Below are 20,077 nucleotides of genomic sequence, written 5' to 3' on the forward strand. Positions count from 1 at the left end.
AAGGGCACAAGTCGTTAGTGTTGAAAACAAACCTACACAAGATAGAAAGTATCATATGCTCATTCACAATTCAGACCCTTTAAGGAATAAAGAGTATCAAAAGTTATTAAGTAAATTCGAAGCAAAAGCAATGAACAAATTAAACAGGCTAAGAACGGAAGTAGGAAATCCAAAGCTTAGTCTATAACATTCAACAAAACTAACGATGGAACGCCGTGTGAGTGTGAAAGCCTCATGCACGGTGTGGGACGGGGGAAAAGCTGGTGATAACTTCAAAGGCTTACCTATCGTCATATTTTTCTGGTGAATATCAACCACAGGCACATAACTATACAAAGGTGCTTTTTGGCGAGGACTATGTGTATCGAGCTGGAACAATTGGTACAGTTGCAGAGAAAACAGCATATGGTTATGTAAAGGGCTATGCAAGCGATCATAATTTACATTTCCGAGGTGCGGAAGTCGATCGCTTAGTACAAGGCTGTACAGGTGTAAAGCGAACAACGGGGCAACATCCAGGGGGGATTATTGTAGTACCTGATTACATGGATATTTATGATTTCTCCCCAGTACAATACCCAGCGGATGCGCAGGATGCAGAATGGCGGACAACCCATTTTGACTTCCACTCTATTCATGACAATATTTTAAAGCTTGATATACTTGGACACGATGATCCGACGGTTATCAGGATGTTGCAGGATTTATCTGGAATAGATCCAAAAACAATCCCAACCGATGATCCTGTCGTAATGAAAATTTTTAGTTCTCCAGAAACGTTAGGAGTCACAGAAAAGCAAATTGGCTGTAAGACAGGAACATTGGGTATCCCGGAATTTGGTACACGTTTCGTACGTCAAATGCTCGAAGATACAAAGCCTTCCACATTCTCAGAGCTTGTCCAAATTTCTGGACTTTCACATGGAACAGACGTATGGCTAGGCAACGCACAGGAATTAATTCAAAGCGGTACATGTGTGCTGAAAGAAGTAATTGGCTGTCGTGATGATATTATGGTATATCTAATATACCAGGGGCTAGAACCGTCACTAGCATTTAAAATAATGGAATCTGTACGAAAAGGGAAAGGTTTAACTGAGGAATTTGAAACGGAGATGCTCGCTAAAAATGTCCCAGGTTGGTATATCGAATCCTGTAAAAAGATAAAATATATGTTCCCTAAGGCTCACGCAGCTGCCTATGTATTAATGGCGGTACGGATTGCTTGGTTTAAGGTACATTTTCCAATTCTTTATTACGCAGCTTATTTTACAGTTCGTGCAGATGATTTTGATTTAATTGCAATGGTTCAAGGCTCACAGATGCTTCGTGCGCGTATTGATGAAATCAATATGAAGGGCTTAGATGCTTCTACCAAAGAGAAGAACTTATTAACTGTGCTGGAGCTTGCATTAGAAATGTGTGAACGTGGGATGAGCTTCCAAAAAGTTGATTTATATCGCTCGCAAGCAAGTGAGTTTGTCATTGATGGCAATTCTTTAATTCCGCCCTTTGATGCCATCCCAGGACTCGGTACAAACGTAGCGAAAATGATTGTAGCTGCTCGTGCAGACGGGGAATTTTTATCGAAGGAAGATTTACAGCAACGTGGTCGTGTCTCAAAAACATTGATTGAATATATGGATCAACTTGGCTGTTTAGAAGGTATGCCTGATGCCAATCAGCTATCCCTGTTCTAAAGGCATAATAGGCCTGCTAGTGTTCATTGCTTCTAAAAAGTTATTGCCTTGCAATGAAGGAATTTGCATTGTGTAATGAATTGTGCTATCCTAATGGTAATAATTTGTTGATATTTTTCCAGCAAAAGAGTGGGACATTCCCGCTCTTTTCTGTTGTTATACCATAGCAAAGCAAATTTTGACTAACAGCAGGCAAGACCGTAGAATTTCACCAAAGCAACTGGTGGAATTTCTGTTTTATTTTGATTCAGCAAATTCTTTTTGTATCGAAAGCGAAGCCCAAATTTTTTTGCGCGAAAGCGAAGCGTCAGCAGCACATACAGAAGACCTCTTCCTCTATTAGGAAGGGGATGAATGCCTATTTTTACCTCTGTTCAGTGGATGTCCAAACGCCCACTGAATCAAGATAAAAGCCCCGGCGGATGTACCTGACGCTAGCGCTTTCGGTACAGAAAACATTGTTATGGGTTTTGGAGAGGAGCTTTTTCAAGCGAGCTCGAAAAAATCCAGACACAATTACGCTGGGGCGTAATTGATTATGGTTCATTAGAATTTGATAGATACAGGAGGAAATAATGAGCAAAGTACCAGCTTTAATTGAAGAGCTCGCTAAACCAATTGTGGATGAGTTAAACCTTGAACTAGTGGATATTGAGTTCATAAAAGAAGGACGTAACTGGTTCTTACGTGTCTATGTTGATACGCTTGAAGGTGGCATTGATATTGACCAATGTGCTCAAGTAAGTGAGCGACTCAGTTTACTATTGGATGAAAAAGACCCCATTACACAAAACTATTATTTAGAAGTTTCCTCACCTGGAGCAGAGCGTCCACTAAAAAAAGATGCTGATTTTGAAAAAGCAATTGGCAAATTTATTTATGTAAAAACCTATGAGCCCCTTAAGGACATGAAGGAATTCCTAGGCTACTTAACATCATATGATGAGCATACATTGGTGATGGAAGTGCGCATTAAAACACGTAAAATAACCGTAACAATTGAACAAGAAAAAGTCGCATTGGCACGATTAGCCATTGATTTTTCAGTATAATGCATATTTAGGAGTGAAAATAAAATGAGCAGTGATTTGTTAGATGCGCTAAATGCGCTAGAAGAGCAAAAGGGAATTTCGAGAGATGTGTTAATTGAAGCTATTGAAGCAGCATTAGTTACAGCTTACAAACGCAACTTTAACCAAGCACAAAATGTTCGAGTTGACTTAAACTTAGATAAAGGCTCTATTCGCGTATTTTCACGCAAGGATGTTGTGGAAGAGGTAGAGGATGAGCGTTTGCAAATTTCTTTAGAAGATGCAAAAGTCATCAATCCTGCTTATCAACTAGAAGATATCGTGGAGCAAGAGGTAACACCGCGTAACTTTGGACGTATTGCAGCACAAACAGCGAAACAAGTGGTAACACAGCGTGTACGTGAGGCGGAGCGAGGCTTAATCTATGAACAATATGTAGATCGTGAAGATGATATCGTAACAGGTGTTGTGGAACGTTTAGATGCTCGCAATATCTATGTTGGTTTAGGTAAAGTAGAGGCAGCCTTGCCCATCAATGAACAAATTCAAGGTGAATCCTATCAGCCGCATGATCGTATTAAAGTATACATTACAAAAGTTGAGCGTACGACACGTGGACCACAAGTGATTGTCTCTCGTACACATCCAGGTTTATTACGCCGCTTATTTGAAATGGAAGTACCTGAAATTTATGAGGGAATTGTCGAGATTAAATCAATTGCTCGTGAAGCAGGTGATCGCTCTAAAATTTCTGTCTATGCACATAATGAGGAAGTTGATCCAGTTGGCTCATGTGTTGGTGCAAAGGGTGCCCGTGTACAAACAATTGTCAATGAACTAAATGGTGAAAAAATTGATATTGTAGAATGGTCTGAGGACCCAGTTGTATTTGTAGCAAATGCACTAAGTCCATCAAAAGTTCTGGATGTGCAAGTAGATGAGGAAGAAAAATCGACAACAGTTGTTGTACCAGACTATCAATTATCGTTAGCAATTGGTAAACGTGGGCAAAATGCACGTCTAGCTGCGAAGCTGACTGGCTGGAAAATTGATATTAAGAGTGAAACAGATGCTCGTGAATTAGGTATTTATCCTTCTGCTACAAGCACGTTCATACCTGCTGAGGATGAAGGTAGTGATTTTGATGAAGTAGCAGTTGACTTATATCGAGATGACGAAGAATAAGTAAGAAAGCCCGTGTGACAAGTTAACTGGCAGTATTCAGTGGGCCCCCTACGCCGACTGAATACTGTCAGAGCGTCAAGTAGAGCACGACTTGTCCACCTCTTACGACAAGCTTCAGAGAGGAATGGTGATTCTTATGGTTGTAAATAGAAAAGTACCGCTACGGAAATGTGTAGCAACTGGAGAAATGCTACCAAAGAAAGAGATGATACGTGTTGTGCGCTCAAAAGAGGGCGAAGTAAGTGTAGATGTCTCAGGAAAAAAGCCTGGGCGTGGTGCGTATGTCTCTAAATCAGAGGAAGCCGTTAACATTGCGCGTAAAAAAAATGTATTAGGCCATCAGCTTGATGTGAAAATTCCTGAAGAAATCTATGAGGAACTTATTTTGCTGATTCGTAGGGAGTCAATTTTATGAAGAATCAAGCAATATTTAATTTGCTTGGGATTGCGGCAAGAGCCCGTAAAGTGATTTCAGGAGAAGAGTTAGTTGTCAAGGAAGTCCGCAATGGCAATGCAAAGCTAGTGCTGCTTGCAAATGATGCTTCTAAAAACTCTAGTAAGAAAATTCAAGATAAGTGCACGTACTACAACGTTGAGTATCATGTAATTGGCGATCGATATGATCTAGGACATGCTACAGGTAAGGAGGCCCGAGTGGCTTTAGCGATTACCGATAAAGGTTTTGCAAGTAAATTGTCTAGTCTACTCAACGAAAACTAATCGGGGGTGAGCAGATGACCAAAATCAGAGTTCATGAATATGCGAAACAAGTGAATAAAACGAGTAAAGAGGTTATTGAAGCACTAACTAAACTAAATGTGAGTGTAACAAACCATATGTCCATGTTAGAAAAGGATGCTGTGGCAAAGTTAGACAAATCATTTAAAGCAACACCTGTGAAAAATATAGGAAAACAACAAACGCAAAATATCTCACAAAGATCTCAAACAAATGGTCAGGCAAAAACGCAACATTCGGCAAAAAAACAAGAAGGACAAAGACAGCAATCTGCTACGTCTAAGCCAAAAGCAAACAATCAGCAACATTCAAATTCGTCTAACGAAAAATCTAAGAATACAAAAGGTAATCAAAATAGAAATATGACACAAAATAACAATAATAATAATCGTAGAGGCGGCGGTGGTTATAACCAACGTCCAAAACCAGGAATTCACGGAGGCAAACGTCGCCATCCAAAAACGCATCAACCATCTATACCAGTAAAACAAAAGGAACTTCCAGAAAAAATTACATTTGTAGAATCATTATCAGTTGCAGAATTAGCAAAAAAATTACACCGTGAGCCATCTGAAATCATTAAAAAATTATTTATGCTTGGTGTAATGGCAACCATTAATCAAGAATTAGATAAGGATGCAATTGAATTAATTTGCGCAGACTATGGCGTAGAGGTGGAAGAAGAAATTCGTGTGGATATTACGGATTTAGAAACACACTTCGAGCAAACGGAAGAAGTAAACGAGGCAGATTTATCAGAACGTCCGCCAGTTGTAACAATTATGGGGCACGTTGACCATGGTAAAACAACATTATTAGACTCTATTCGTCATACAAAAGTAACAGCAGGCGAAGCTGGAGGTATTACACAGCATATTGGTGCTTACCAAGTAACAGAAGGTGATAAAAAAATCACATTCCTTGATACACCAGGACACGCCGCGTTCACAACGATGCGCGCACGTGGTGCAAAAGTAACCGATTTAACAATTTTAGTAGTAGCTGCTGATGATGGGGTTATGCCGCAAACGGTAGAGGCTATTAATCATGCCAAAGCGGCGGAAGTACCAATTATTGTGGCTGTGAATAAAATGGATAAACCATCAGCAAATCCAGACCGTGTAATGCAAGAATTAACAGAACATGGCTTAGTTCCTGAGGCTTGGGGCGGCGACACAATTTTTGTACCAATTTCTGCTTTAAAAGGTGAAGGCATTGATACACTCTTAGAAATGATTCTACTTGTTGCGGAAGTTGGCGAGCTTAAAGCGAATCCAGATCGTTTAGCAATCGGTACAGTCATTGAGGCTCAACTTGATAAAGGTCGTGGCTCAGTAGCTACCTTATTAGTGCAGGATGGTACGTTAAAAGTAGGTGATCCAATCGTTGTCGGTCATGCGCATGGTCGTGTGCGTGCAATGGTCAATGATAAAGGACGCCGTGTGAAAGAAGCTGGACCATCAACACCAGTGGAAATTACAGGCTTAAATGATGTACCACAAGCAGGTGACCGTTTTGTTGTCTTTGAAGATGAAAAAACAGCACGTCAAGTTGGAGAAACGCGTGCAATGTCAGTCATTCAAGCTCAACGTTCAGAGAAACAACGTGTAACGCTGGACAATTTATTCGAACAAATGAGCCAAGGTGAAATGAAAGAGCTTAACTTAATTGTGAAAGCAGACGTTCAAGGTACTGTAGAAGCAATGGCTGCTTCATTAATGAAAATCGATGTGGAAGGCGTTAATGTGAAAATTATTCACACAGGTGCTGGAGCAATTACAGAATCTGATATTTCACTTGCTGCTGCTTCTAATGCGATTGTTATTGGCTTCAATGTACGTCCAGATATAAACGCCAAACGTGCAGCAGAAGAAGAAGGCGTAGATATTCGTTTACACCGCATTATTTATAAAGTAATCGAAGAAATTGAACAAGCGATGAAAGGTATGCTTGATCCTGAATTTGAAGAAAAAATCATTGGTCAAGCGGAAGTTCGCCAAACCATTAAAGTATCAAAAGTTGGGACGATTGCGGGTTCATATGTGACAGAAGGAAAAGTAACACGTGATTCTGGTGTACGTGTCATCCGTGATAATGTTGTTATTTTTGAAGGCGAATTAGATACACTGAAGCGCTTTAAAGACGAAGTAAAAGAAGTAGCAAAAGGATACGAATGTGGTATTACCATTACAAACTTCAATGATATTAAAGAGGGCGACATTATTGAAGCCTATATTATGGAAGAAGTTAAACGCGTCTAATGATTGTTTACGCAGAGGTTGAATTCATCATTCAAACTGCCCATTCGTTAAAGGAAAAACGAGCTGTCTTACAGCGTATGATTACGCGCACAAAGCAAAAATTTAATATATCCATTGCGGAAATTGACCATCAAAATGTATGGCAGCGTACCAAATTAGCCCTCGTAGCTGTTTCCTCATCAAAGGAAGCAGCTGAACGAGAAATTAATCATGCGCTTCATTATTTAGAGTCTAATCCGTCTTGGGAACAGCTAAATGTGTGGCGAGACTATTTATAAGTAATAGTAGATAGTTGTGGTAGCGATTGAGAAATGAGTATACAACTATCTGTACATCGAAATAGAGGTGACAAATTATGTCTCTACGTTCAAATCGTGTTGCTGAGCAAATGAAAAAGGAGCTTGGTGATATTCTTGGCCGTAAAATCAAAGACCCGCGTGTTGGCTTTGTGACTGTTACAGGTGTTGAGGTAACAGGTGATTTACAGCAAGCGACAATTTATATTACATCTTTAGGCAATGAACGTGAACGAGAGGAAACGCTAAAAGCTTTAGTGAAAGCTTCTGGCTTTATTCGCTCAGAAATCGGTTCACGCATTCGTTTACGACGTACACCAGAACTAATCTTTGAATTTGATTCATCGATTGAATATGGTAACCGTATTGACTCATTGTTAAGGGATTTACACAAAGAATAAGCTGATAAAAAGTCTGCCACATGCATCGTCATGCAGGCAGGCTTTTTCTTGTAGAGCAAGTAAGTGGGAGGAACATATGAACGGTATTTTACCGCTTTGGAAAGAACGGGGCATGACAAGCCATGATTGTGTCTTTAAGCTACGAAAAATTTTGCAAACGAAAAAGGTTGGACATACAGGTACACTAGATCCAGGTGTTGAGGGTGTTTTACCAATTTGTATTGGACAAGCCACCCGTATAGCAGAATATTTAACAGATGCAGGTAAGACCTACGAGGCGATCATTTCAATTGGTCGTACCACAACAACGGAGGATGCAGAAGGCGAAACCGTTGAGCAAGATCCTACAATAAAAAAGTTTTCTCGTGAGCAGTTGTTAGAGGTTTTAGCTTCATTAACAGGGGTTGTCGAACAAACCCCTCCTATGTTTTCAGCAGTAAAAGTCAATGGTAAACGTCTTTATGAATACGCCCGCAAAGGGGAAACTATTGAAAGACCCACTCGTCAAGTCACTATTTATGCTTTAGAGCTTTTAGATGATTTAGAATGGTACGAAGGACAAGAGATTACATTTCCTGTCCGCATCGCCTGTAGTAAAGGGACGTATATTCGTACATTAGCTGTACAAATAGGTGAGGCTCTCGGTTATCCAGCACATATGAAAGAGCTCGTACGCACTGCCTCGGGTACCTTTACACGGGATAATTGCTTTACATTAGCACAGGTTGCGGAGCTGATGGAGGATGAGCAGATAGCTACCTGTATCTTACCTGTCGAGTATGCATTAACAGACTATCCATATATAGAGATAACTACTGCCCTTGAAAAAGAAATTTTCAATGGACAAGTGCTGTCAGCAGATGCATTATTAAAGAGACATGATAAAATTGTGTTTGGAATCAATGGCAAGGCAGTGGCAGTTTATCAAGCTCACCCAACAAAGGAAGGGCTGATGAAACCACATAAAATGTTTCCGATGATAGAGTAGGAGGATTTTTCAATGGAGGTCATTCATTTAAAATACCCACATCAATTGCAGCAACGAAAAAGCATGCAGCCGTATTCATTAGCGCTAGGCTTTTTCGATGGTGTACATAGAGGCCATCAAGCAGTAATTAAGGCAGCGAAGGAAGAGGGAGACAAGCGAGACATTCAAACTGCAGTGATGACATTCGATCCACATCCTTCACTAGTCCTTGGTGGACGCAATGAAAAAGTTTTTTATATTACACTTTTACAGCAGAAATTACAGCTTTTCAAGGAGCTCGGGGTGGATGCTGTATTTGTTGTTCATTTTACATCTGATTTTGCTAAGCTTTCACCAGCCGCATTTATTGATACATTTATTCGTGCGTTAAATATTCAACATGTGACAGCTGGGTTTGATTTTTCATTTGGTGCATTTGGTAAGGGTACAATGGACGAGATGCGTGCATTAAGTAATGGCGATTATGGTGTGACAGTTGTCGAGAAACAAAATGATAACGTTGAGAAAATTAGCTCTACCCGTATTCGTAAGCTCTTACAGGATGGTGAGATGGAAGCTGCAAAAGCCTTATTGGGCAGACCATTTGAGATTAGTGGTATTGTTATTCATGGTGATAAACGTGGTCGTACAATAGGTTTCCCTACCGCAAATGTTCAAGCATTAGAGGGAACGTATATTCCAGCAAGCGGTGTCTATGCGGTGCGTTTACTTGTTCAAAATAACTGGTATGATGCTGTTTGTAATGTAGGCTATAAACCGACTTTTAAAGATCCCAATGATAAACAGCTATCTATTGAAGTTCATATTTTAAACTTCAATAAAAATATCTATGGGGAAGAAGTGCATGTCACTTGGTATAAACGTATTCGAAGTGAACGAAAATTTGAAGGTATTGAGGCACTAAAGACCCAAATTGAAAAGGATAAACAAGAAACGATTCGCTACTTTAATGATCTTTAGTCAGGGCAATGTTTTTACTTGCTTGACTAATTATTTTATGGTAACATTCATAAGTGCATAACTGCTTAACCTTAGCTCGGTAGATCGATGACTCCAACGTTTACTGTGCTAATGGGGATACATTATTATTTAGGAGGTCCATATAAATGGCTATTTCAAAAGAACGTAAAAACGAAATTATCGCTGAGTACCGTACTCACGAAAGTGACACTGGTTCACCAGAAGTACAAGTTGCAGTATTAACAGCAGAAATTAACGCGCTAAACACACACTTACGTACACACAAAAAAGATTTCCACTCTGAGCGTGGTCTTCTTAAAATGGTAGGTCGTCGTCGTCACTTATTAAAATATCTTCGTGAAACTGACGTACAACGTTACCGTGAACTAATCAACCGTTTAGGCTTACGTCGCTAATTAATAGCAAGTTTTAGACTGTAGACATATTAAGATTGTCTACAGTCTTTTTTTATCATATAATTTTGTTCATTAGAAAAGTCATAACTTTTTATATGAAATGCAAAATTAGTAGATTCTAAGCATCTCCTATTCCTATCGTTCATTCAAACATTGTGTAGACTGTGAACAAATGAAAGATGATTTTAATACTATTGTTTACTAAAGAAGGGTGAGTTGAGTGTTTAATAAACTATTACGGGAAAATTCGATTGTTGCTGGCATACTAACCGTTATTCGCATTTACTTAGGATGGCATTGGCTGACAGCAGGCTGGGGAAAAGTAGTAAATGATTTTGATGCCACTGGCTTTTTAGCTAATGCAGTAGCAAATCCAGTGACAAGTGGTAGTGATGGAGAAATAATGTACCCATTATATGTGAAATTTATGGAAGCATTTGCTTTACCAAATGCGCCGCTTATTAATATCCTGATTCCTTGGGGAGAAGTGTTAGTAGGGCTTGGACTAATTCTTGGCTGTTTAACAACATATGCAGCATTTTTCGGCATGGTAATGAACTTTGCTTTTTTACTAGCAGGTACGGTATCCAGTAATCCTTGGGATATTTTATTATCCATCTTTATTGCTGCAGCAGGTTATAATGCGGGTAAATTTGGACTAGATCGCTTTGTGATACCATTGTTTAGAGAAGAATTAAAAATAACGAATACAAGTGATAATTAAACGAAAACTATATCTAAAAATACATAGTACAGACTGATCTCCTAGTCACAATCTCTTAATAAAACGGGGCAGTTCATAAAACCTTTTGTTTCATAGAGAGCGGATTTTCTCCAATAAATAGCTAACAATTTTATATAGTATAAGGAATTTGTTGATCGTCCCTATTGTGAGAACATATAAGCGCACTGGCGAGAGGATATAATAGTTAATTGGAGTCACAGCATTGTAATGGAAATTGACCTTGCGACATCTTTCCGCTCATCATTAGTCGATTAGGATACTATACATGTTATAATAAATCTATTGGATAAATCTGCCCTTGAAAAACATTGTGCTGGGGAGTAGTTATAACTAATCGAGAAGAACGCTATGAAAGAAAAAACTACAGTATATAAGGATAAAATGCTTTTTCAATAAAATATCGAAATAAATCTTAAATAAATTGGCAATAACTGAATTTACATGTATGATGATTTTATGAAATATTTTTTAGCATAGAACAAGCATTTTTGGTACACTTACTATTAGTACATACAGACGAAGTAAGTGTTTTATAAATAGAGAGGGGTTCATTAAATGAACGAAAAGAAAGTCTATTCCTATGAATGGGCTGGCCGTCCACTTGTGATTGAAGTTGGACAGTTAGCAAAACAAGCAAACGGAGCCGTATTAGTACGCTATGGCGATACTTCTGTACTTGCTACAGCAACAATGTCAAAATCACCAAAACCACTTGATTTCTTCCCATTAACAGTTAACTATGAAGAGCGTCTATATGCTGCAGGTAAAATTCCTGGCGGCTTTATTAAGCGTGAAGGGCGCCCATCTGAAAAAGCGATATTAGCAAGCCGTTTAATCGACCGTCCAATTCGCCCAATGTTCCCAGACGGTTTCCGTAACGAAGTACAAGTGATTTCAATGGTTATGTCAAATGACCCTGATTGTACTTCTGAAATGGCAGCAATGGTTGGTTCATCATTAGCATTAGCGATCTCTGATATTCCATTTGATGGGCCAATAGCAGGTGTACAAGTTGGTTATATTGATGGAGAATTTATTGTAAACCCAACGGTGGAGCAATCAAATCAATCGACTGTCCATTTATCTGTAGCAGGGAACAAAGATGCGATTAATATGGTTGAGGCTGGTGCACTTGAAGTACCAGAAGAAACAATGTTAGAAGCAATTATGTTTGGCCATGAAGAAATCAAAAAAATCATTGCCTTCCAAGAGCAGATTGTGGCAGAGGTTGGTAAAGAAAAGTTACCAGTGACACTATTTGAAATTGATGAAACCATTCAAGCCGATATAAAAGCAACTTGTGAGACTGATATGCATGATGCAATTCAAACTGTAGAGAAACACGCACGTGATGAGGCAATCCAAGCTGTTAAAGATCGAGTTATCGCTTCCTATGAAGAGCAAGAAGCAGATGACGAAACAATGAAACAAGTGTATACAATTCTTGATAAGATGGTAAAAGAAGAAGTACGCCGTCAAATCACGGAAGATAAGATTCGTCCAGATGGTCGTAAGCTCGACGAAATCCGACCACTTTCTTCTGAAACAGGCTTATTACAACGTACACATGGTTCAGGTCTATTTACACGTGGACAAACACAGGCACTTTCTATTTGTACATTAGGTGCGCTTGGTGATGTACAAATTATTGACGGTTTAGGTGTGGAAGAGTCAAAACGCTTTATGCACCATTATAACTTCCCGCAATTTTCTGTAGGGGAAACGGGACCAATCCGTGGGCCAGGTCGTCGTGAAATTGGTCATGGTGCTTTAGGGGAGCGTGCACTTGAAGCGGTTATTCCAGATGAATCCGTGTTCCCATATACAATCCGCTGTGTATCAGAGGTGCTTGAATCAAATGGTTCAACATCTCAGGCTTCTATTTGTGCATCGACATTAGCGATGATGGATGCAGGTGTGCCATTAAAAGCACCAGTAGCAGGTATTGCAATGGGTCTTATCAAAAAAGGCGAGCATTATTCCATTTTAACGGATATTCAAGGCATGGAAGACCATCTAGGTGATATGGACTTTAAGGTTGCCGGTACGGCTAAAGGTGTAACAGCTTTACAAATGGATATTAAAATCGATGGTTTATCTCGCAATATTTTAGAAGAGGCACTAACACAAGCTAAAGTAGGACGTATGCATATTTTAGAATCTATGCTTGCAACACTATCAGAACCACGTCAAAAATTATCTGAATTTGCACCAAAAATTGTCATTGTAAAAATTAATCCGGATAAAATTCGCGATGTTATTGGTCCTGGTGGTAAACAAATTAATAAAATTATTGAAGAAACAGGCGTTAAGATTGATACAGAGCAAGATGGCACAATCTATATCTCTTCTGCTGATGAAGCAATGAATGCACGCGCAAAACAAATTATTGAAGATATCGTACGTGAAGCAAAAGCAGGCGAATATTACCTAGCAACAGTAAAGCGTATTGAAAAATTCGGTGCGTTTTGTGAAATCTTCCCGGGTAAAGATGGCTTGTTACACATTTCCGAAATTCAAGAGGAACGTACGAAGCAAGTAGAGGATGTTTTAAAACTCGGTGATGAACTACTTGTGAAAGTGATTGAAATCGATAAGCAAGGTCGTGTGAACTTATCTCGTAAAGTAGTGATACAAGAGGAAAAAGAACGCGCTACACAAGATAAATAATGATTATTCAAAGGCTGCGTACCATGCGCAGTCTTTTTAAATAGCCGTAAAAAATGCTAGAACGATTACTAGTAAGAGAGAAAGAGAGAAGTGGGGGAGATTTTTTGGTTCAAGTACATACATGCCAGAATGGTGTGCGTATCGTATCCGAGCAAATTGATTATGTAAGATCTGTAGCTTTAGGTATTTTTGTCAATGCAGGCTCTCGCTATGAGTTGCCTGAAGAAAATGGTATTACACATTTTATTGAGCATATGCTGTTTAAAGGAACAACGACTCGCTCAGCACGTCAAATTGCTGAGGAATTTGATCGAATTGGTGGAGAGCTGAATGCTTTTACATCCAAAGAAAATACATGCTATTATGCCAAGGTTTTAGACCATCATACAGAGCTTGCTGTTACTATATTAGCCGATATGTTTTTTAACTCTACATTTGCCGAAGAAGAATTGGAAAAAGAACGACAAGTTGTATTAGAGGAAATATTAATGAGTGAAGATGCGCCTGATGATGATGTCCATGAAAAGCTATGGAGTGTAATGTATCCCAATGATGCCCTTGGCTGCCCAATATTAGGCACGGCTGCTACATTAAAAACATTTACAGCAGCAACAATACGACAATATATGGCAAAGCATTATGGCCCTGAGTCTGTTGTTATTTCTGTTGCAGGCAATATCTCAGCACAGCTTCTTGCAATGATTGAACAGCTCTTTGGGCAATACCAGCCCTCACCGCTTGCTGTTGAACCTGTCCTAACCTATCCAGCGTTTCATGCAGGGGAAATTATGAAAATACGCGATACAGAGCAAGCACATCTAGCCATTTCCTATCCAGCAATTGGTGTAAAGGACCCTGATATGTATAGCTTTATTGCACTAAATAGTATTATCGGTGGCAATATGAGCTCCCGATTGTTTCAAGAAGTACGTGAGGAACGAGGGCTAGCTTATTCTATTTTCTCTTACCAATCCTGCTATGCAGACGTTGGTGCTTTTACGATTTATGGTAGCACAAGTCGTCAGCAACTAGGACAGCTTCAGCATACCATTGATGCTACTTTATTGGATATTGTTGCTGCTGGTGTAACAGAGGAAGAGCTGGACAATGCGAAGGAGCAGCTAAAAGGAAGCTTTGTGCTTGGCTTAGAGGGCACAGGTGCACGCATGAATCGCAATGGGACAAGTGAGCTTGTGCATCGCAAGCATCGTACAGTGGATGAGGTACTAGCGTCCATTGATGCGATCTCCATGGAGTCAGTAGATCGCTTAATTGCGAAAATTTTAAAAGCCGAACCAGCGATTTCAATTATTGGACCGAGTGAATAAAACGTTAAAGGAGAAGTCGTATGTCAAAGCCGCTTGATATGCAACAAATCACACAAAGCTATAAAGCATTTCTCCAACATAAAAAAACATGTGTATTAAGCTTTGTTGATGGAGAAGGAAAGCCTTTTAGTAGCACGACACCATTTGTATATCTAAATGGCAAATTTTACGTGTATATGAGCCGTATTGCCGAGCATTATCCATTAATGGAGCAGTCAACGGTAGTGGATGTACTATGTGTCGCAGATGAGGCAGCAACAGCGAATCCATTTGCCATAGAAAGAGCACGCTGGCAATGTCAACCTCAATACTTAGGAAATACAGGCTATGAGGAAATATTCGCAGCCTTTGATCAACAATTTCATGCAAATTTGATGGTGATATTGCGCTCTCTCGATTTTTCTCTATTCGAACTAACACCACTCGAAGGTCGCTATATTATTGGGTTTGGTAAAGCCTTTACGATTGACCCTATCACGGATACATTAACCCATATTGTGATTGATAAAAAATAGGTTGCCTAGTGAAGGCAGCCTATTTTTATACAATTTCTCTTTCCATATAATAATAGCATTTTCGAAAAATAATAAAGCCTATCTGGGATCACCCTCTAAAATTCTTTTCGCTGGTAGATAGCTGTTGCAAGTAAAGAGGATAGCCAAAGTATGAATAAACCAGCAAAGGGTGTTATGTAAACAAACTGCTTTAAATTTGCTAGTGTTATCGTTATATTTGGTAAATACTCTTTAAACAAGCTTACTAGAGCACCAGGCATAAAACAAAAAGCCATCAGGACAAAGCGACCTTTTATGGAGCCAAAGTGAATATAAATTGGTAATAATACAGCTAATAGACAAAGGGCGAATGCTGCAATTAGCGAAAAGTTTAGGAATAGGTCTGTGATTATTTCTTGCTGTGTGAAAAAATGAATAAGCAAAACGAGAGGTAAGGCAATAATCAGACCGATCATCAGCAATAAAAAGCTAAGAATATATTTACTAAGCACAATATCGCCTTTTGTAAGAGGAAGTGTATTGGCAAAGCGATCCCATTTGCTTTGTTCATCATAGGTAAGAGCAATCATCGCTTGCATTGTCACAATAAAAACAACAAGCGTTAATAGGATGGCGCTTTGTTGCGTAACAATCGCCATTATAAGAAGAAATAGCACAATAAAGGCCTGTGTTTTGAATTGGCGCTGAATCGTGATTAAATCTTTTAAAATAAGACCTACCATCTTTCAACACGACCTTTCACATAAAATAATAAAATATCCTCAATGGATGGTTTTTCAAGCTTAAATGCCTGATTCACTTCATTTTTCAGCACTAAAGCTTCCATACCAAATGTGCCATTGCGCGTTCGTATAATAGCGTGCTCTGGCAAGTCGTTTACTTCCTCATTTGAGCCTTTGAAAATACCGTATTCGTATAAAAGAACATCCTTGCTTTCGCTCAATAAAATTTCACCATTATGAATAAGCGTAATATAATCTGCAATTTTTTCTAAATCGCTTGTAATATGGGAAGAAAATAAAATGCTGTGGGTTTCATCCTGCATAAATTCTAAAAATAAATCTAAAATTTCATCGCGAATAATTGGGTCGAGTCCACTTGTTGGTTCATCTAAAATTAAAAGCTTTGGATGATGGGACAGTGCCAAGGCAATCGATAGCTTCATCCTCATCCCTCTCGATAGCTCCTTCACCTTCTTCCTCTTTGGTACGTTAAATTGAACTAATCGTTCAAAATAATAGCTGGAATCCCATGTTTTAAAGAACTTTTTCATAATTTTGTCGAGCTGTGTCGCATTGAGCGTTTCGGGTACATATAAATCGTCAAAAACGACACCGATGTCGTTTTTTATCGATAATTCATGTTCGACAATATCTTTGCCAAAAAGCAAGATTTCGCCATATTGTTTTTTTAGTAAATTCAGCATGCATTTAATCGTTGTTGATTTCCCAGCGCCATTTTCGCCGACAAAGCCCATAACGGTTCCTTGAGGCACTGCAAAGCTTACATCTTTTAATGAAAAATTTCCAAGGCTCTTATGTAAATCATGAATTTCAATGACATTCATTTAATTGTCCTCCTCTAACATTAATGATAGTAACCCCTGCAATTCCTCTTTTGATAGACCAGCTGTTTTGGCAATTCTTACAGCCTTCTGCAAATGCTCCTCCACCTGCCGAAGTAACTCCTCACGTAAAAAATCCTGATTGCGCTCGGTGACAAAGCTACCTTTTCCAGCGACTGTTTCGATAAAGCCGTCTCGTTCTAAATCGGCATAAGCTCGTTTGGTTGTCATAACGCTTATTTTTAAATCCTTTGCTAGCGCACGTATTGATGGCAGTGCATCACCTGCTTGTAATTTATTTGCTAGAATGGCTTCTTTGAGCTGGATAGTGATTTGCTCATAAATAGGTTTATCACTGGCATTGCTTAAATGGATATGCACAAATCCTCACCTCTTATAACTGTATATATACAATATATACAGTAGCCAACAGAAATGCAATATATTCCTTCTTTAAGTAGGGGCACGATTTGCAAAAACTCGGCATATATTGGGATAACGGCTCAAGGAGGGAGATGAGGCATGTTACTATCTGAAATGGTGGATAAGGAGTTAATTCAAGTTGAGGGTGGTGTCCATTTCGGCATTTTGGCACATACAGAATGTCTATTGGATGTACAAACAGGTAAAATACATGGTTTTGAAATTGTGAAAGATAAATTACCATTCCAAAAAAAGAAAATGAAGGTTAGTGAAATGATACCTTGGCATGAAATTATTTTAATCGGTGAAGATCGTATTTTATTTAATAAGACATCGACCGTACAATCAGAATATTTACAGTGAGGTGAGCTTTTGGAAAACGAAAAGTGGCTTGTTATTGGTGAAGACTCCAGATTAAAGGAATTAGCAGCCATGCTTAGAAGTCCATCGAGAACAGTATTTTATAAAAGAACATCTGTTTGGAATGAGGAGTTAAATAAACTTGTTTTAGAATTTCAGCCTAATAAAATTGTATTACCTATTCTTCCATTGAAAATAGAAGTAGAACAGTTATATGGCATTTCACAAGTTAAATTTTATACAGGTCGTTTAACGATGCATTGGAAGCAATTACTAGCAATGAATAAATCTATTTGCTATTTGCAGCAAGAATCTTTTATTTGGCAAAATGCTCGATTAACAGCAGAGGGATTTATCGCTACGTTTTACGGACTCGAGCAAAAATGTATTTACGGACAAAAGTTTACCATCGCAGGCTTTGGACGCATCGCCAAAATGCTCGCCTCTTTACTTGTTAAAATGGGTGCTGATGTGCATATTGTGGCACGCTCTGTTGTGCAAGTAAGTGAAGCCAAAGCATATGGCTATAAAGCAACAAATTTAGATGATCGTAAATGGTCGATTCATGAGAGCATTTTTATTAATACCATTCCAGCTAAATGGATTACAGAGTCATTTAGGGAGCATATTCCAGCAACTTTATATGATTTAGCTTCAGAGCCTGGTTGTTTAGATATAGATGCTGAGCAATTGCAAACTTATGTACTCTTGCCATCATTGCCTGGGAAATACTTTGCACATGATGCGGCGAAAATATTGTGCAAAGCAATAGAGGAGGAAGAAAATTGTTAACGGGGAAACGAATTGGGCTAGGTATTACAGCCTCTCATTGTACGTATGAAGATGTCGTACCTAAAATTCAAAATTTTATTGATGTAGGAGCAACCGTTATTCCCATTATTACACACTCGGTCTTACATGCTGCTACGCGCTTTGGCACAGGAGAGGAGTGGATAGCAAAAATAGAGGCATTAACAGGCGAAAAGGTGATTTCTTCTATCAAGGAGGCAGAGCCATTTGGACCATCCAATCCATTAGATGCAATGGTCATTGCACCAATGACAGGTAATAGCATTAGTAAATTTGCTAATGCGGCAACAGATAGCCCTGTATTAATGGCTGCAAAGGCAACATTGCGTAATGGTTCACCTGTTGTTTTAGGGATTTCCACAAATGATGCTCTTGGTTTAAATGGCATTAATATTATGAAATTATTAAATGCCAAAAATATTTATTTTATCCCATTTGGTCAGGATGCTCCCCAAACAAAACCAAATTCATTAATTGCTGATTTTGATCAAATGGTAGCAACGGTTCATGCAGCAATTACGCAAAAAAAACAATTACAACCACTATTGATACAATATTTTAAATAAATTATAGATTACACACAATTTTCAGTATTTTTATGATACAATAGCACACATTATGGAACTTGTATTCAAGGAGAGATGATAGATGACAAAGCAGTTAACAGTTGCGGTTGTTGGGGCAACGGGGGCAGTAGGCTCAAAAATGATGGAGCAATTAATTAAACGTAACTTTCCAATAGGAACAATTAAATTTTTAGCCTCTGCGCGTTCAGCAGGCAAACCAATCGAATTTAATGGTCAAACATATACAATTGAAGAAGCGACACCTGAAGCTTTTGAAGGCGTCAATGTCGCTTTATTCTCCGCTGGTGGTTCGGTATCGGCTGTACTTGCACCAGAGGCAGCTAAGCGTGGAGCAGTTGTGATTGATAATACGAGTCATTTCCGTATGGATCCAGAGGTACCGCTTGTTGTACCTGAAGTGAATCGTGGCGACCTTGCAAAGCATAAAGGCATTATCGCCAATCCAAACTGTTCGACAATTCAAATGGTTGCTGCGTTAGAACCAATTCGACAAGCATTTGGATTAACAAAAGTAATTGTTTCAACATATCAAGCTGTTTCAGGTGCGGGTGTTTCGGCTATCCAAGAATTAAAAGCACAAAGCGAAAACTGGGAAGCTGGCAAAAATGTAGAAGCAAATATTTTACCAGCTGCTAGCGATCAACGTCATTACCCAATCGCTCGTAATGTTATCCCACAAATTGATAAATTCACAGATAATGGATTTACATACGAAGAAATGAAAATGATTAATGAGACAAAAAAAATCATGCATGCACCAGCACTAAAAGTAGCTGCTACTTGCGTTCGTGTGCCAGTTGTTTCAGGTCACTCTGAATCTGTTTATATTGAAGTAGAGAAAGAAGTATCAGTCGAAGATATTTTTGACGTGTTACGCAATGCACCAGGTGTGGTATTGCAGGACGATATTACAACGCAAACTTACCCAATGCCAATTTATGCAGAAGGTGAGGATGCTACTTTTGTAGGACGTATCCGTCAAGATTTAGATAATAAAAAAGGATTCCATCTATGGATCGTTTCTGACAATCTATTAAAAGGCGCGGCATTAAACTCTATTCAAATTGCAGAGGCAATGCTTGAGGATAACTTACTATAA

General features: G+C 38.9%; 21 protein-coding genes and 1 pseudogene. 19 read left to right on the top strand and 3 right to left on the bottom strand.

From position 1 onward, the window contains the following. Positions 1-296: 296 nt before the first annotated feature. From ADM90_RS05090 to ADM90_RS05160, 15 genes and pseudogenes are all read left to right on the top strand, one after another. Positions 297-1,700: pseudogene (locus ADM90_RS05090) on the top strand (PolC-type DNA polymerase III); the annotation flags it as partial. A gap of 575 nt (positions 1,701-2,275) precedes the next feature. Next, positions 2,276-2,752: a ribosome maturation factor RimP gene (gene rimP, locus ADM90_RS05095; protein ID WP_053993958.1), complete on the top strand. Its 477-nt coding sequence runs from the start codon at positions 2,276-2,278 to the stop codon at positions 2,750-2,752. Positions 2,753-2,776: 24 nt separating this feature from the next. Next, positions 2,777-3,916, top strand: a complete 1,140-nt coding sequence (gene nusA, locus ADM90_RS05100; protein ID WP_053993959.1) for a transcription termination factor NusA — start codon at positions 2,777-2,779, stop codon at positions 3,914-3,916. Positions 3,917-4,052: 136 nt separating this feature from the next. Continuing rightward, the gene (gene rnpM, locus ADM90_RS05105; RefSeq protein WP_053993960.1) at positions 4,053-4,331 is read left to right on the top strand and encodes an RNase P modulator RnpM; all 279 of its coding nucleotides are present in this window, start codon (positions 4,053-4,055) and stop codon (positions 4,329-4,331) included. Further along, positions 4,328-4,636, top strand: coding sequence for a YlxQ family RNA-binding protein (locus ADM90_RS05110; RefSeq protein WP_053993961.1), 309 nt, complete (start codon positions 4,328-4,330; stop codon positions 4,634-4,636). The genes rnpM and ADM90_RS05110 overlap by 4 nt, the downstream gene beginning before the upstream one ends. 14 nt (positions 4,637-4,650) lie before the next feature. Further along, entirely contained in the window at positions 4,651-6,915 is a 2,265-nt protein-coding gene (infB, locus tag ADM90_RS05115; protein WP_053993962.1) for a translation initiation factor IF-2, read from the top strand. Beyond that, positions 6,915-7,193, top strand: a complete 279-nt coding sequence (locus ADM90_RS05120; RefSeq protein ID WP_053993963.1) for a DUF503 domain-containing protein — start codon at positions 6,915-6,917, stop codon at positions 7,191-7,193. The genes infB and ADM90_RS05120 overlap by 1 nt, the downstream gene beginning before the upstream one ends. A 77-nt stretch (positions 7,194-7,270) precedes the next feature. Then, positions 7,271-7,612, top strand: coding sequence for a 30S ribosome-binding factor RbfA (gene rbfA / locus ADM90_RS05125; protein ID WP_004225003.1), 342 nt, complete (start codon positions 7,271-7,273; stop codon positions 7,610-7,612). Positions 7,613-7,688: 76 nt separating this feature from the next. Beyond that, complete coding sequence (gene truB, locus ADM90_RS05130) at positions 7,689-8,600, top strand: tRNA pseudouridine(55) synthase TruB (RefSeq protein WP_053993964.1); 912 nt, start codon at positions 7,689-7,691, stop codon at positions 8,598-8,600. Between the two features lie 12 nt (positions 8,601-8,612). Continuing rightward, positions 8,613-9,560, top strand: coding sequence for a riboflavin biosynthesis protein RibF (gene ribF / locus ADM90_RS05135; protein WP_053993965.1), 948 nt, complete (start codon positions 8,613-8,615; stop codon positions 9,558-9,560). 146 nt (positions 9,561-9,706) lie between these two features. Continuing rightward, the gene (gene rpsO, locus ADM90_RS05140; RefSeq protein ID WP_053993966.1) at positions 9,707-9,976 is read left to right on the top strand and encodes a 30S ribosomal protein S15; all 270 of its coding nucleotides are present in this window, start codon (positions 9,707-9,709) and stop codon (positions 9,974-9,976) included. A 220-nt stretch (positions 9,977-10,196) separates the two neighbouring features. Then, positions 10,197-10,700 (top strand): DoxX family protein, encoded by a 504-nt coding sequence (locus ADM90_RS05145; protein WP_053993967.1) that lies wholly within the window; start codon positions 10,197-10,199, stop codon positions 10,698-10,700. A gap of 576 nt (positions 10,701-11,276) precedes the next feature. Then, entirely contained in the window at positions 11,277-13,391 is a 2,115-nt protein-coding gene (gene pnp, locus ADM90_RS05150) for a polyribonucleotide nucleotidyltransferase (RefSeq protein WP_053993968.1), read from the top strand. Positions 13,392-13,495: 104 nt separating this feature from the next. Beyond that, positions 13,496-14,719, top strand: coding sequence for a M16 family metallopeptidase (locus ADM90_RS05155; RefSeq protein ID WP_053993969.1), 1,224 nt, complete (start codon positions 13,496-13,498; stop codon positions 14,717-14,719). A 20-nt stretch (positions 14,720-14,739) separates the two neighbouring features. After that, the gene (locus tag ADM90_RS05160) at positions 14,740-15,234 is read left to right on the top strand and encodes a pyridoxamine 5'-phosphate oxidase family protein (RefSeq protein WP_083448461.1); all 495 of its coding nucleotides are present in this window, start codon (positions 14,740-14,742) and stop codon (positions 15,232-15,234) included. 95 nt (positions 15,235-15,329) lie between these two features. Here the strand turns inward: ADM90_RS05160 and ADM90_RS05165 are convergent, their stop codons facing one another. From ADM90_RS05165 to ADM90_RS05175, 3 genes are read right to left on the bottom strand one after another with little or no spacing between them, the layout of a single operon-like run. Next, the gene (locus tag ADM90_RS05165; protein ID WP_053993970.1) at positions 15,330-15,956 is read right to left on the bottom strand and encodes an ABC-2 transporter permease; all 627 of its coding nucleotides are present in this window, start codon (positions 15,954-15,956) and stop codon (positions 15,330-15,332) included. Continuing rightward, complete coding sequence (locus ADM90_RS05170) at positions 15,950-16,801, bottom strand: ABC transporter ATP-binding protein (RefSeq protein ID WP_053993971.1); 852 nt, start codon at positions 16,799-16,801, stop codon at positions 15,950-15,952. The genes ADM90_RS05165 and ADM90_RS05170 overlap by 7 nt, the downstream gene beginning before the upstream one ends. Continuing rightward, the gene (locus ADM90_RS05175) at positions 16,802-17,179 is read right to left on the bottom strand and encodes a GntR family transcriptional regulator (protein ID WP_053993972.1); all 378 of its coding nucleotides are present in this window, start codon (positions 17,177-17,179) and stop codon (positions 16,802-16,804) included. 141 nt (positions 17,180-17,320) lie between these two features. On the opposite strand from ADM90_RS05175, the gene ADM90_RS05180 reads away from it, so the two are divergent. The 4 genes from ADM90_RS05180 to ADM90_RS05195 all read left to right on the top strand — a co-directional run bounded on the left by ADM90_RS05180 (position 17,321) and on the right by ADM90_RS05195 (position 20,077). After that, positions 17,321-17,584 carry a YlmC/YmxH family sporulation protein gene (locus ADM90_RS05180; RefSeq protein WP_053993973.1) on the top strand — a complete coding sequence of 88 codons (264 nt, stop codon included), beginning with the start codon at positions 17,321-17,323 and terminating at the stop codon, positions 17,582-17,584. A 9-nt stretch (positions 17,585-17,593) separates the two neighbouring features. Beyond that, positions 17,594-18,373, top strand: a complete 780-nt coding sequence (locus tag ADM90_RS05185; RefSeq protein WP_053993974.1) for an NAD(P)-dependent oxidoreductase — start codon at positions 17,594-17,596, stop codon at positions 18,371-18,373. Further along, positions 18,367-18,957 (top strand): dipicolinate synthase subunit B, encoded by a 591-nt coding sequence (locus tag ADM90_RS05190; RefSeq protein WP_053993975.1) that lies wholly within the window; start codon positions 18,367-18,369, stop codon positions 18,955-18,957. Before ADM90_RS05185 ends, ADM90_RS05190 begins: the two co-directional genes overlap by 7 nt. An 82-nt stretch (positions 18,958-19,039) precedes the next feature. After that, positions 19,040-20,077 carry an aspartate-semialdehyde dehydrogenase gene (locus ADM90_RS05195; RefSeq protein ID WP_053993976.1) on the top strand — a complete coding sequence of 346 codons (1,038 nt, stop codon included), beginning with the start codon at positions 19,040-19,042 and terminating at the stop codon, positions 20,075-20,077.

Source organism: Lysinibacillus macroides (assembly GCF_001281525.1).
Taxonomy (GTDB): domain Bacteria; phylum Bacillota; class Bacilli; order Bacillales_A; family Planococcaceae; genus Lysinibacillus; species Lysinibacillus macroides.

Coding starts and splice junctions, on each gene's coding strand:
- ADM90_RS05180 (WP_053993973.1), top strand. CDS start 17,321: ATGTTACTATCTGAAATGGTGGATAAGGAGTTAATTCAAGTTGAGGGT.
- pnp (WP_053993968.1), top strand. CDS start 11,277: ATGAACGAAAAGAAAGTCTATTCCTATGAATGGGCTGGCCGTCCACTT.
- ADM90_RS05170 (WP_053993971.1), bottom strand. CDS start 16,801: ATGAATGTCATTGAAATTCATGATTTACATAAGAGCCTTGGAAATTTT.
- ribF (WP_053993965.1), top strand. CDS start 8,613: ATGGAGGTCATTCATTTAAAATACCCACATCAATTGCAGCAACGAAAA.
- infB (WP_053993962.1), top strand. CDS start 4,651: ATGACCAAAATCAGAGTTCATGAATATGCGAAACAAGTGAATAAAACG.
- rpsO (WP_053993966.1), top strand. CDS start 9,707: ATGGCTATTTCAAAAGAACGTAAAAACGAAATTATCGCTGAGTACCGT.
- rbfA (WP_004225003.1), top strand. CDS start 7,271: ATGTCTCTACGTTCAAATCGTGTTGCTGAGCAAATGAAAAAGGAGCTT.
- ADM90_RS05195 (WP_053993976.1), top strand. CDS start 19,040: ATGACAAAGCAGTTAACAGTTGCGGTTGTTGGGGCAACGGGGGCAGTA.
- truB (WP_053993964.1), top strand. CDS start 7,689: ATGAACGGTATTTTACCGCTTTGGAAAGAACGGGGCATGACAAGCCAT.
- nusA (WP_053993959.1), top strand. CDS start 2,777: ATGAGCAGTGATTTGTTAGATGCGCTAAATGCGCTAGAAGAGCAAAAG.
- ADM90_RS05165 (WP_053993970.1), bottom strand. CDS start 15,956: ATGGTAGGTCTTATTTTAAAAGATTTAATCACGATTCAGCGCCAATTC.
- ADM90_RS05120 (WP_053993963.1), top strand. CDS start 6,915: ATGATTGTTTACGCAGAGGTTGAATTCATCATTCAAACTGCCCATTCG.
- rnpM (WP_053993960.1), top strand. CDS start 4,053: ATGGTTGTAAATAGAAAAGTACCGCTACGGAAATGTGTAGCAACTGGA.
- rimP (WP_053993958.1), top strand. CDS start 2,276: ATGAGCAAAGTACCAGCTTTAATTGAAGAGCTCGCTAAACCAATTGTG.
- ADM90_RS05110 (WP_053993961.1), top strand. CDS start 4,328: ATGAAGAATCAAGCAATATTTAATTTGCTTGGGATTGCGGCAAGAGCC.
- ADM90_RS05160 (WP_083448461.1), top strand. CDS start 14,740: ATGTCAAAGCCGCTTGATATGCAACAAATCACACAAAGCTATAAAGCA.